Source organism: Exiguobacterium sp. RIT594 (genome assembly GCF_003339585.1).
GTDB lineage: Bacteria > Bacillota > Bacilli > Exiguobacteriales > Exiguobacteriaceae > Exiguobacterium_A.
Genome location: NZ_QPKF01000004.1, coordinates 140,381 through 152,097, shown reverse-complemented (window position 1 = coordinate 152,097; position 11,717 = coordinate 140,381). Strand labels below are relative to the sequence as shown.

12 protein-coding genes and 2 riboswitches are annotated in these 11,717 nt (G+C 49.9%); of the genes, 10 read left to right on the top strand and 2 right to left on the bottom strand.

The features are described from left to right. Positions 1-43: 43 nt before the first annotated feature. Positions 44-146, bottom strand: a riboswitch (SAM riboswitch). A gap of 208 nt (positions 147-354) precedes the next feature. After that, positions 355-456: riboswitch (SAM riboswitch) on the top strand. 80 nt (positions 457-536) lie between these two features. From DVG79_RS12965 to DVG79_RS12940, 6 genes are all read left to right on the top strand, one after another. After that, complete coding sequence (locus DVG79_RS12965; RefSeq protein ID WP_114597101.1) at positions 537-1,727, top strand: 2,3-diketo-5-methylthiopentyl-1-phosphate enolase; 1,191 nt, start codon at positions 537-539, stop codon at positions 1,725-1,727. After that, positions 1,724-2,383, top strand: a complete 660-nt coding sequence (locus DVG79_RS12960) for a 2-hydroxy-3-keto-5-methylthiopentenyl-1-phosphate phosphatase (protein WP_114597100.1) — start codon at positions 1,724-1,726, stop codon at positions 2,381-2,383. The genes DVG79_RS12965 and DVG79_RS12960 overlap by 4 nt, the downstream gene beginning before the upstream one ends. Further along, positions 2,380-3,000 carry a methylthioribulose 1-phosphate dehydratase gene (locus tag DVG79_RS12955; RefSeq protein WP_114597099.1) on the top strand — a complete coding sequence of 207 codons (621 nt, stop codon included), beginning with the start codon at positions 2,380-2,382 and terminating at the stop codon, positions 2,998-3,000. Before DVG79_RS12960 ends, DVG79_RS12955 begins: the two co-directional genes overlap by 4 nt. Positions 3,001-3,015: 15 nt before the next feature. After that, complete coding sequence (locus tag DVG79_RS12950) at positions 3,016-3,555, top strand: 1,2-dihydroxy-3-keto-5-methylthiopentene dioxygenase (protein ID WP_114597098.1); 540 nt, start codon at positions 3,016-3,018, stop codon at positions 3,553-3,555. A 142-nt stretch (positions 3,556-3,697) separates the two neighbouring features. Continuing rightward, positions 3,698-4,207, top strand: coding sequence for an arsinothricin resistance N-acetyltransferase ArsN1 family A (locus tag DVG79_RS12945; protein ID WP_114597097.1), 510 nt, complete (start codon positions 3,698-3,700; stop codon positions 4,205-4,207). A gap of 68 nt (positions 4,208-4,275) precedes the next feature. Further along, positions 4,276-5,031, top strand: a complete 756-nt coding sequence (locus tag DVG79_RS12940; RefSeq protein WP_114597096.1) for an MBL fold metallo-hydrolase — start codon at positions 4,276-4,278, stop codon at positions 5,029-5,031. Positions 5,032-5,089: 58 nt separating this feature from the next. Here DVG79_RS12940 and DVG79_RS12935 read toward each other — a convergent pair whose 3' ends face one another. Continuing rightward, positions 5,090-5,737: a pentapeptide repeat-containing protein gene (locus DVG79_RS12935; RefSeq protein ID WP_114597095.1), complete on the bottom strand. Its 648-nt coding sequence runs from the start codon at positions 5,735-5,737 to the stop codon at positions 5,090-5,092. Positions 5,738-5,895: 158 nt separating this feature from the next. On the opposite strand from DVG79_RS12935, the gene DVG79_RS12930 reads away from it, so the two are divergent. The 3 genes from DVG79_RS12930 (at position 5,896) to DVG79_RS12920 (ending at position 8,416) form a co-directional block, all read left to right on the top strand. Continuing rightward, positions 5,896-7,221, top strand: a complete 1,326-nt coding sequence (locus DVG79_RS12930) for a Y-family DNA polymerase (RefSeq protein WP_114597094.1) — start codon at positions 5,896-5,898, stop codon at positions 7,219-7,221. Then, positions 7,205-7,534, top strand: a complete 330-nt coding sequence (locus DVG79_RS12925; RefSeq protein WP_114597093.1) for a YolD-like family protein — start codon at positions 7,205-7,207, stop codon at positions 7,532-7,534. The genes DVG79_RS12930 and DVG79_RS12925 overlap by 17 nt, the downstream gene beginning before the upstream one ends. Before the next feature lie 69 nt (positions 7,535-7,603). After that, complete coding sequence (locus DVG79_RS12920) at positions 7,604-8,416, top strand: ZIP family metal transporter (RefSeq protein ID WP_114597092.1); 813 nt, start codon at positions 7,604-7,606, stop codon at positions 8,414-8,416. 61 nt (positions 8,417-8,477) lie between these two features. Here DVG79_RS12920 and DVG79_RS12915 read toward each other — a convergent pair whose 3' ends face one another. Beyond that, complete coding sequence (locus DVG79_RS12915) at positions 8,478-10,601, bottom strand: heavy metal translocating P-type ATPase (RefSeq protein WP_114597091.1); 2,124 nt, start codon at positions 10,599-10,601, stop codon at positions 8,478-8,480. 171 nt (positions 10,602-10,772) lie between these two features. Between DVG79_RS12915 and DVG79_RS12910 the strand changes: the two genes are divergently transcribed. Further along, positions 10,773-11,609 carry an undecaprenyl-diphosphate phosphatase gene (locus DVG79_RS12910; protein WP_114597090.1) on the top strand — a complete coding sequence of 279 codons (837 nt, stop codon included), beginning with the start codon at positions 10,773-10,775 and terminating at the stop codon, positions 11,607-11,609. The last annotated feature ends 108 nt before the right edge of the window (positions 11,610-11,717 follow it).

Below are 11,717 nucleotides of genomic sequence, written 5' to 3'. Positions count from 1 at the left end.
CCTCTTTTCGTCAAAGAAAAGAGGCGCAGTAGAATACTCCGTCCTCTTATCTCTCAGACGAATGTCTGTTGGATGTAGCACCGTGCCGGATGGTCGGTTGCTGCGGCGTCTTCGGGCCAATTCCCTCTGCCAACTCACGATAAGAGTGATATGTAGTTGTCGTGTGATTTGATGTTGATTTGAATACTACGTGCGTTGCTGACCGTCTGTCAATTCCAATTTTTAGTGAAACGGATTCAAAAACGGAACCGTCTATAGAAGAAGTATTTTCAAAAAAATAAATTTTCAAAATATAGTTTGACAAGTGACGAATCTCATGTAAAAATTGCAATTAGATTTCACAATTTCATCCAATTCTTATCAAGAGCAGACGGAGGGACGAGCCCTACGATGTCGCAGCAACCGACCACTTGGCACGGTGCTAATTCTTGCAGCTATTACGCTGACAGATAAGAGTCCACGCGCAATTTTTCATGGTCTCTTGTCATTGACGAGGGACCATTTTTGTATTTTTCAATAAGGGAGAGACAACTCATATGGCGTATATTACCGCAACATACCAACTCGGGACGACCGATCAATTGCCGAAACGGGCAGAGCAGATCGCGCTCGGTCTGACGGTCGGTTCGTGGACCGATTTAAATCACTTGGAACAACAACAGCTCGAATCCTTCAAAGGACAGGTCGTTCATACAGAAGAACATGACGGCAAAGGTTACATTACGATCCGTTATCCGGAACACAACGTCTCGCGCGACTTTTCCGCCATCTTAACGACGGTCTTCGGTAAACTGTCGCTCGACGGACAGATCAAGTTAACCGACTTACAGCTTCCACCGTCATTCACGAACGACTTTCCCGGTGCCAAATTCGGGATTGAAGGAGTCCGTCAGTTGATTCAGGTCCATGACCGTCCCCTGTTGATGAGTATATTCAAAGGAGTCATCGGACGGGACCTCGTCTTTTTACGGGAACAGCTCGCAGCTCAGCTCGCAGGCGGCATCGATCTCGTCAAAGATGATGAGATTCTATATGACAATCCGTTGACGCCGGCACTCGACCGGGCACGAATCGGACGGGAAGTCCTCGACGCTCATTATGAACGGACCGGCAAACGGGCGCTGTACGCGATTACGTTAAGTGGTCCCGTCTTTCGTTTGAAGGAACAGGCAAAACGCCTGATTGAAGCCGGTGCCACGGCTTTCTTGCTCAACACATTTACATACGGACTCGATGTCCTGCGCGAGTTGGCTGCTGATCCGGACATTTCCGTCCCGATTTTTAATCATCCGGCCTTAAGCGGTGCCTTGATCGCAAGTCCTGAATACGGTATTTCGGCTCCTGTTCTGCTTGGAACGTTACCCCGACTGGCCGGTGCTGACTTGACATTGTTCCCGTCTCCCTATGGTAACGTTGCACTCGCAAAAGATTTAGCCCGCGGGATTGCCGTTGAAGCGACGCGGATTGGAGAAACGAAGACGATTCTGCCGGTTCCGTCCGCCGGCATCCATCCCGGCCTCGTCGCTCAGCTCGTCCGTGATTTCGGTACCGACTCGGTCATCAATGCCGGAGGCGGCGTTCACGGTCATCCGCAAGGGGCAGCGGCCGGTGTCCTTGCATTCCGTCAGGCGCTCGACGCCGCACTGACCGGAGAATCGCTGACAAGTGCCGCAACGCGGCAGGAAGAATTACGGGTCGCCCTTGACGCCTGGGGGATCACGAAATGACGACTCGGATTTTATGTGACTTCGACGGCACGGTGACGGAACACGACAACATCATCGCCTTAATGAAAGAGTTTGCCCCGCCTGAAAGCTTTGAACCGTTAAAAAAAGGTGTGCTCGACCGGTCGCTGTCGATCCGGTCCGGGGTCGGACAGATGTTCCGATTGTTGCCATCAGATCGAAAACAAGATTATGTCGATTTTTTGATTAGTCGGGCAGTCATCCGTCCCGGCTTCGACACCTTACTCGCCTTTGCCAAATCAAACGGAATCGACTTTGCGATTGTCAGCGGCGGAATTGACTTTTTTGTCGAACCGATTCTTGCCGGTTTACTGACAGATGAAACGATTTACTGCAACGGCAGTGACTTCAGTGAAGAGACGGTCCGGATTGAATGGCCGCACGCTTGCGATGCGGCATGCAACAATCAATGCGGCTGTTGCAAAACGTCAATCGCCCGGAAGTTGAAGCAGGACGGCGATACGATCATCGCCATCGGTGACTCCGTGACGGATTTTGAACTGGCGAAACAGGCTGATCACGTCTATGCCCGGGATTATCTGATTACACTCTGTGAACAGCACGGTATTCCCTATACACCGTTTGAAACGTTTTATGACATCGTCAAACACTTACAGACCACGGGGGTGCATGCATGACATTTTTGAAACGATACGAAGAACTCCGCGCGATCAAGCAGGAGTTCGCCGCACGCGACTGGTTTCCCGGCACGAGCGGTAACCTCGCCATTCGAACGAACAGCAGTCCGACGGAATTTCTTGTGACAGCCAGCGGGAAAGATAAACGCCAGGACACGCCGGACGATTTCGTCCATGTTGACGCGACCGGTCAATTGATCGGCGAACAAAACGGACATCCTTCTGCTGAGACCTTACTTCATGTCGAAGTTTTTAACAGGACGACGGCCGGCTGCTCGCTTCACGTCCATACCGTCGACAACAATGTCATTTCAGAACTCTACGGAGACCGCGGGGAAATCCGGTTTACCGGTCAGGAAATCATCAAGGCACTCGGCCGCTGGGAAGAAGACGCGGAAGTCGTCGTACCGGTCATCGCGAACCATGCGGATATCCCGACTCTTGCCGCAACGTTTGCCAGGCATGTAAAAACGGAAAGCGGTGCCGTCCTGATTCGCAATCACGGGATCACCGTCTGGGGACCGACTGCCTTTGAAGCGAAAAAACAGTTGGAAGCCTTTGAATTTTTATTCAGCTACACGTTAAAACTGCAAACGTGCCGACAGGCGATTCATTAAAAGGAGGAATTTAAAATGGCAACAGTACTTTTCCAACAGACAAACGAACGGTATACGGATCAAAACGAGGTGTCCGCGTTTCTTTCTTCACGTGGTGTCCTGTATGAACAATGGGATGTCTCGAAGCTCCCGACAGAACTGGTCGACACCTATACGTTGACGGACGCGGACAAACAAACGATTCTCGATACGTTCGAGCCGGAAATTACGGACGTCTCGGAACGCCGTGGCTACCAGACGGCCGATATCATCTCACTGTCCGATGCGACACCGAACTTGGATGAGTTGCTCGTCAACTTCCAGAAAGAGCACCACCATACGGATGACGAAGTCCGGTTCATCGTCAGCGGTCACGGCGTGTTTGCGATCCAGGACGACGAAGTCGGCTATTACAACATTGAACTGAACCCCGGAGATTTGATTTCCGTTCCCGTCAATACACGGCATTACTTCACACTACAGGACGATCGCCAAGTCGTTGCCGTCCGGATTTTCGTGACGACGGATGGTTGGGTTCCGATTTACGAAAAAGATCCGATCGAAACAACTAACTAAAGGATTCTCCTGAAAACAGATGGTCCGGTTTATCCGGCTTTCTGTTTTTTTAGTGTTCATTCCTATCTTACAAACATACCGCTTGTTTTCGTTTCCTCCTATATAATGAAGAAAAGACTCTTTTGAATTGGAGGTCACGTGTATGATGATTCGTCCTGTCCAGGAAGCTGATTTACAAGACATTCTCGCCATCTATAACGAAGGCATCGAAGATCGGATCGCGACGCTTGAAACGGATACCAAGGAATTATCTTTCATGCAGGACTGGTATCAGGAACGGACACCCCGCTATGCCGGGTTTGTAGCGTATGAAGGAACGACAATTCTTGGCTTCATCTCACTTGACCCCTACAATCCGCGCCCCGTCTATCAATCGGTCGGTGAACTGTCGGTCTACATCACCCGGACCCACCGCGGACAAGGCATCGGGCGTCAGCTGCTCCATGTCATTGAAGAACACGCGATTACGCAAGGGTTCCACAAGTTGATTCTGTTTACGTTTCCGTTTAACAGACTCGGTCAAAAACTGTACATCCGGTCCGGCTTCCGGATTGTCGGAACGTTTAAGGAACAGGGTATGCTGAACGGATATTACGTCGATGTCCTGGCGATGGAAAAATTGCTTCCGAAAACGATCGATGATCAAATATGATTAACACGGCGGCTGAATGGGAAATGAACGAACAGTGAAACATTCCCAACCCGAAAGGAAGACTGCCCGTGGATATTCAACAAATCCGTAATGCGACACTCGTCGTCACTTATGCCAATCAAGTATTTTTAATCGATCCGTTTCTCGGTGAAAAAGGAACCTTACTGCCGTTTGGTCAAACTCCGAATGCCGTTCCGAACCCGCTCGTCGACTTACCGGTCGATATCGCGACCTTACTTGATCCGGACGCGATTTTCGTCACCCATCTGCATGCCGATCATTTTGACGATACGGCAAAAGAAGTGTTACCGAAACAAATTCCGCTTTATGCGCAAAATGAGACGGATGCGGCCACGATCCGCGAAGCCGGATTCACCAATGTCTCTTCATTCGAAGACGGACTGTCGCTCGGTGATATCCGTGTCTCCCATACGTCGGGACAGCACGGTGTCGGTGAAATCGGTCAACGGATGGGTACCGTGTCCGGTCTCGTCTTGAAACATCCGGACGAACCGACGCTCTATATCACCGGTGACACGATTTGGTGTGATGAAGTCGCGACGGCGATTGAACAACATGCGCCAGATATCATCATCGTCAACAGTGGTGCTGCACAATTCCTGACCGGCGAACCGATTACGATGTCCCAGCGTGACTTGCTTGCTGTTCATCAGGCGGCGGCTGAAGCCACGATCATCGTCTCGCATCTCGAGTCCGTCAACCATTGTCTTCTGCGCCGCGATATGATTGCCGATTTTCTGGCCGCTCATCATCTGTCCGCGCATTTCCTCATCCCGGATGACGGTGAAACCATTTCCTTCTAAACAAAATGAAGTCCGCTGTCCCGGTAGTACTGGACAGCGGACTTCATTTTGTTAATCGTTAATCGTGACTTGGAATGACGAGTCCGAGTAACCGGGCAAAGGTGATGGCCTGGCTTTCCGTAACGACGGCACCCGGTAAGAAACGTGGATCAATCGTGATTCCGGACAGATCGACGTGCCGCAGATCGAGTCCTTTTAACGCCGTCTCGACCCATTGGCTTTCCGATAAATCAACTTCATGGAGACGGAAATCGGTCGGTTTCATTTCAAAGAAATGACTTTCCCGCATCGTCGTCTGTTCCACTGCGACGTGACGTAACGCTGTCCGGATAATTTGAGCATAATTCGCCTGACAGTTTTTGATCGTTACATGATCAACCGTATTGGACTCAAAGTGAATTCCGGTCAGACGGCACTCCTCAAAAATGACCCGGTGAAAACGGCTGTCCTGGAACTGACATCCTGTGAAGTCACATTGTTCAAACCGGACGTTTTCAAATGAAGCCCGCTCAAAGACCAGTCCTGCAAACGAGACGTTCCGAAAACAGACTTGATTGACGTCGAGCCGCTCTGTCAGCTCGACCGGTAATGTCTCTTTTTCATACAGCGTTTGGTACAGATACGGGTCATCGATTTCGACATCCGCAAAGGTTTCCGGTGTCAATTGATGTGGTAACTCGGGTAATTGAATGATTTGTTTTTTCACGTACTTCCCCTTCTTTCCTTCTACATCACTTTTCTCTTTTTTAGTGTAGCAAAGATTGACTCTTTTTTGGTTTTTTGATTTGAGACCAACTGAGACCATGATATAGTCAAATCAAAAATAAGAACAAATGTTCTTTTTAGTACCAAGGAGTGTTTCCGATGAACCCGACAAGCTCTTTTCCCGATCAACGCATCTTTTGTGTCGACAGTGTCTCCTTCTATGCCAGTTGCGAATGCCGTTACCGAAGCCTTCCTCCTTTGACGACGAAACTTGCTGTCGTATCGGACTTGACCCGCTCCGGATCCGTTGTCCTCGCAGCCAGCCCTGCCTTAAAACAACTCGGCATCAAGACCGCCAGTCGACTCTATCAGATCGAACAATTGCCTTACCGGGAGCGAAAGCAGATTATACTAGTTGAACCGCGGATGCTCGCATATATGAAAACATCAATTGAAGTATTGGATGTCTTGCATCAGTTTGCCCCGCCCGATGCTATCCGGATCTATTCAATCGACGAAAATTTTATCGACATGAGCGGAACGGAACGGCTTTTTGGATCAGATGTTGAAACAGCTCAAAAAATCCAGACAGCAATTTGGCAACAGACCGGCATTCCGGTCCGGATTGGCATCGGTCCGAACAACGTCATCGCAAAACTGGTGCTCGACTTACGTGGAAAACGTGAAGGCATCGCACAATGCGGGTATGCAGATGTCTCTCGGTTGTTACATGATTTTCCGGTTCGCAAGATGTGGGGAGTCGGACGGATGATGGAGCAACACTTGTCGGTAATGGGCATCAACACCATTGGTGACCTGGCCGCAGCACGGGTGGAAGACTTACACGAACGGTTTGGAGTCCTCGGGGCAGAACTTTGGCACCATTCCTGGGGAATCGACAGTTCTCCGACCATCATTAATCCGATGACCTTATTCCAGACTGCGCCGGACGCTAAAAGAACAATCGGCCATGGAGTGACCTTGATGCGCGATTATTACCAGTACGAACAGATTCGTTTAGTTTTGGCTGAATTAGCAAGTGATGTCGCGGCACGAGTCCGTTTTTCCAATCAGGTCGGTTGGACGGTGCACCTGGGCGTCCGCTATTCGCGCCATGTCACGCGGGACGGCTTTTCGAAACAGCTCCGCCTGCCTTATCCGACATCCGATGAACGGCTGTTGTTACGTTACGTCCTCCAATTGTTCGAACCGAATTGGCTGGACGGTGAACCGGTCCGCTTTCTATCCGTCGCTCTTGGACAACTCACTCCGGATCAGGGAACACTTCAGTTGTCCTTATTTGAAGACAATACAAAGGTCTGGCGCCGAAAACGGTTATTAAAAGCCATCGACCATGTCAATTTACGTTACGGAAAAGGAACGATCCGGCTCGCTGTCTCCTTCCTCGATACAAGTGTCGCAAAACGCCGGCTCCGGTTCGTCGGCGGCCATCCCGGAGGTGATTTACATGACACGTTACCGTGACCGCGGAAATCTCAAGTGGCTTCCCTTTTTGATGCCGGAACACATCCAGTTGCTCAAAGCCTATTATCTTGAAACACATCATATCGATTTTCCAATCATCGATGAACAACTGCAGTATCCTTGGCAGTTCTTACTCGAACAAGCATTAATAGAAGGAATCGAGCTCGAAATCACGTACTATAGTGAAAGAGGCTATGTCACGACATCTGGTTTCATCGAGCAGGTGCATCGGGAACGTGCTTATCTTGTTTTGCATGGATCCTCATTGCTTGAGATTCCGCTCGGACGAATCATCCGGATCGAAAACGGGTAGAAGAGACAGAAGCTGCTGTACCTCACGCACTTATTTTAAGAATGGGAATTGAAAGAAGGAATGATTAGTATGATGGAATGGTTTACCGGACTTCCGGTCGTCCTGCAAGCCTTGCTTGCCGGTATGATGACCTGGGGGTTAACGGCACTCGGAGCCGCACTTGTCTTCGTCTTTACGACGATTGAAAAACGGGTCATGAATATGATGCTCGGTTTTGCGGCCGGTGTCATGATTGCGGCGTCGTTTTGGTCCTTGCTGGCTCCGGCAATTGAATTTACGGAAAATGATGGTGGAATTGCCTGGTTGCCGGCCGCAATCGGTTTCCTGGCAGGTGGTTTTTTTGTCCGCCTCCTGGATTTCGTAACTCCCCACCTGCATTTATCCGCTCCGCTCGAAACCGCTGAAGGTCCTTCGACCGGTCTGAAAAAGACAACGTTACTGTTTCTCGCGATTACGCTCCACAATATCCCGGAAGGACTCGCAATCGGTGTCGCTTTTGGTGCAGCCGCACTGAACATGGATGGTGCGACCGTTGCCGGTGCCTTGACACTGGCACTTGGAATCGGGATTCAAAACATGCCGGAAGGGGCTGCTTTGTCGATTCCGCTCCGCGGAGAAGGCATGTCACGCCGGCGCGCCTTTAATTACGGACAATTATCGGCGATCGTCGAACCGATTGCCGCTATGGTCGGAGCTGCTGCCGTCTTCTTTATTCAGCCGCTCTTGCCGTATGCCTTGGCGTTTGCTGCCGGCGCGATGATTTTCGTCGTCGTCGAAGAATTGATTCCCGAATCGCAGGCTGAAAACGGATCCGACTTGGCAACACTCGGTCTGATGGTCGGCTTCACGGTCATGATGATTTTGGACGTCGCACTCGGCTGATGTAACACGAATAAAACCTCTCCCATCTTTACGCGGGAGAGGTTTTATTGTGCATCCATTCTTATTTTCGTAAAATCCGCATCGCGTTTAAGACCGCGAGGACCGTTACACCGACATCGGCAAAAACAGCTTCCCACATTGTCGCAACACCAAAGGCACCAAGCAATAAGAACACGCCTTTGATACCCAGTGCAAATGCGATGTTCTGATAAACAATCCGGCGTGTCGCCCGGGCAATCCGAATCGCTTCGACGAGCTGTTTCGGTTCATCCGTCATCAGGACGACATCCGCCGCCTCGATTGCGACATCACTTCCGAGTCCCCCCATCGCAATTCCGACATCCGCCCGCGTCAACACGGGAGCATCGTTAATCCCGTCGCCGACAAACGCGACCCGGCCCTTCGCTTGATCTAAGATCGCTTCGAGTTGTTCCACTTTTTGATCCGGTAACAGTTCTGCCTTTACTTGCGTTATCCCGATTTGTTGCCCGATCCGTTCCGCCGTCTCCCGCCGGTCCCCGGTCAACATGATTGTCTGGCGAATCCCGAGTGTTTTTAGTTCACGCAAGGCTGCTACCGTCGTATCTTTAATACGGTCGGCAATCCGGATATATCCAAGGTAGCGGTCGTTTCGGGCGACATGCACATAAGTCCCGTCTTCGGTCTGATTGAGCGGCGTCAAGCCGAGTTCGTTGAACCACCGGGCATTTCCCGCCTGAATCTGATCCGTGCCGAACCGCCCGGCGACGCCGGAACCGGCTACTTCCTGATAGTCTTGAACAGCGGTTGAAACAGAACCGTGCCGGGCATACATCCGCTGAATCGATTTTGCAATCGGATGATTGGAATGTTGCTCAACGGTCGCTGCGACGCGAAGCAGTTCGTCTTCTGATCCATGAACGGCGTTCAGTTCGACGACTTCAAACACACCTTCCGTCAACGTTCCCGTTTTATCGAAGACGACCGTATCCAGTTGTTGTAACGCTTCGAGATGATTTCCGCCTTTGACAAGAATACCGCGTTTCGAAGCGGCACCGATTCCACTAAAAAAGCCGAGCGGAATCGAAATCACGAGCGCACAGGGACAACTGATGACAAGGAAGACCAGTGCCCGGTAAATCCAGTCGTTCCACATCGCTCCGTTCACGACAAGCGGCGGCACGATGGCAAGAAGTGTTGCAATGACGACGACAATCGGGGTGTAGACCCGTGCAAATCGTGTGATGAATTTTTCCGTCGGTGCTTTATGACGTGACGCATTTTCGACTAAATCGAGAATTTTAGCGACGGTCGACTCACCGTACCGTCGATCGACCTGAATCAACAGATGACCGTCCGTATTGATCGTTCCGGCTAAAATCGGCTCGGTCGGGCGGACACGACGCGGGACTGATTCACCGGTCAAAGCCGTCGTATCAATGAAGGCTTCCCCTTCAAGAACGGTTCCATCCAGTGGAATCTTCTCCCCTGCTCGGACAAGAATCCGCTGACCGATGTTCACCTGTTCCGGACTCACACGTCGTCCATCTTCAAGCGTCGCAATATCCGGTCGGATGTCCATCAACGCGGCAATTGATTTTCGCGACTGATCGACGGCACGGTGTTGGAAAAACTCACCGACTTGATAAAACAACATGACGGCGACGGCTTCCGGGTATTCTCCAATCAAGAAGGCACCGGCTGTCGCAATGACCATGAGGAAGTTCTCATCAAACACTTGACCGTGCCGGATATTTCTGACAGCGGTTCGAAGAACATCCCAACCGATTAAAAAATAGGCAATCGTAAAAAATAGAAGGTCAATTGATCCCGGAACAAAAAAGGCACCGATGAACGATATCATCCCGATACTGTACTGGATTTTTTTCGTACGGTTTAAAAATGGACCATGCTCGTGCGGGTGACTGTGGTCATGTTCCGCCTGTTGATGCGGATCAACCGCTTCTGCGGATACTGTCCGTATCACTTGTACATCCGGTTCGAGTTGCTGAATCCGTTCGACGACTGCCTGATACGTCTCGTCGTATGCGGCATCCTTTTCATACGTCAGATAAAGTTTCTGACCGGCAAAATCCAAATCTGCCTGTTCAATGCCTGTTACGTTCGCAACACCCCGCTCCACTTTCGCAGCACAATTCGCACAATCGATTCCTGTAATCTGAAGACGTTCTGTTTTCGCTTCCATTTCTCCACCTCATTCAAACGTTTGTTTGATTATAAGAACAGCTTACTCTCTTTTTTCTTTTTCAACAAGTCACATTTGTCTCAGACTTGCGCCCGATATTTTGATTAGTTCTATCTCAGAAGAATAAAACATGATATGTTTTTAATTAGAAAAATATAGAAGGAGAATAACATGACTATCATTGAATTACTTAAAGCACTTTTACTCGGTTTCGTCGAAGGAATGACGGAATTCGCCCCTGTCTCCTCGACAGGACATATGATCATCGTCGATGACATGTGGCTTCAGACAACAGATTTCCTGGGCAAGTACTCAGCGAACACCTTTAAAATCGTTATCCAGCTCGGCTCGATTTTAGCTGTCATCGTCGTCTTTTGGAAACGGTTGTTCAGTTTAATCGGTCTTTACAAAATTGAAGGTGAACATGATGCGTCGGGTACACACAAATTAAAGTTACGCCACGTCCTGATTGGTCTACTGCCGGCAGCCGTTCTCGGTTTGTTGTTCGAAGACTTCATCGACGAGAACCTCTTCTCGATCGACACCGTCATCATCGGTCTTGCCGCCGGCGCGATCTTGATGATTGCTGCTGATAAGTTCGGACCAAAAGAACCGAAAACAACAACGCTTGATCAAATTTCGTACCGTCAGGCGGCCCTTGTCGGTCTGTTCCAGTGTATCTCGCTCTGGCCAGGCTTCTCACGGTCCGGTTCAACAATTTCCGGAGGGGTTTTCCTCGGTATGAATCACCGGACGGCAGCAGACTTTACGTTCATCATGGCTGTTCCGATCATGTTCGGTGCAAGTGCCTTGTCACTCGTCAAGAACTGGGAATATATCAATGTCGGAGACCTTGGTTTTTATGCAGTCGGCTTCATCGCTTCGTTCGGTTTTGCACTGCTGTCGATCCGTTTCTTCCTGAAACTGATCAACAAAATCAAACTCGTTCCGTTTGCGATTTACCGTCTTGTCTTAGCAGCCATTCTTGCAGTCGTCGTCTACATGTAACCTTAAAATCATCAGCGATTCGCTGATGGTTTTTTTATTTCTTGAAACTTATTGCAACAGATTAGGGTATAGATAGTTGAGATACAGAAAAAAGGAGTGGTCATCGTT

Excerpts from the sequence above, each read along its gene's own strand:
- DVG79_RS12960 (WP_114597100.1), top strand. The coding sequence starts at position 1,724 with ATGACGACTCGGATTTTATGTGACTTCGACGGCACGGTGACGGAACAC.
- DVG79_RS12965 (WP_114597101.1), top strand. The coding sequence starts at position 537 with ATGGCGTATATTACCGCAACATACCAACTCGGGACGACCGATCAATTG.
- DVG79_RS12920 (WP_114597092.1), top strand. The coding sequence starts at position 7,604 with ATGATGGAATGGTTTACCGGACTTCCGGTCGTCCTGCAAGCCTTGCTT.
- DVG79_RS12955 (WP_114597099.1), top strand. The coding sequence starts at position 2,380 with ATGACATTTTTGAAACGATACGAAGAACTCCGCGCGATCAAGCAGGAG.
- DVG79_RS12915 (WP_114597091.1), bottom strand. The coding sequence starts at position 10,601 with ATGGAAGCGAAAACAGAACGTCTTCAGATTACAGGAATCGATTGTGCG.
- DVG79_RS12925 (WP_114597093.1), top strand. The coding sequence starts at position 7,205 with ATGACACGTTACCGTGACCGCGGAAATCTCAAGTGGCTTCCCTTTTTG.
- DVG79_RS12945 (WP_114597097.1), top strand. The coding sequence starts at position 3,698 with ATGATGATTCGTCCTGTCCAGGAAGCTGATTTACAAGACATTCTCGCC.
- DVG79_RS12910 (WP_114597090.1), top strand. The coding sequence starts at position 10,773 with ATGACTATCATTGAATTACTTAAAGCACTTTTACTCGGTTTCGTCGAA.
- DVG79_RS12950 (WP_114597098.1), top strand. The coding sequence starts at position 3,016 with ATGGCAACAGTACTTTTCCAACAGACAAACGAACGGTATACGGATCAA.
- DVG79_RS12930 (WP_114597094.1), top strand. The coding sequence starts at position 5,896 with ATGAACCCGACAAGCTCTTTTCCCGATCAACGCATCTTTTGTGTCGAC.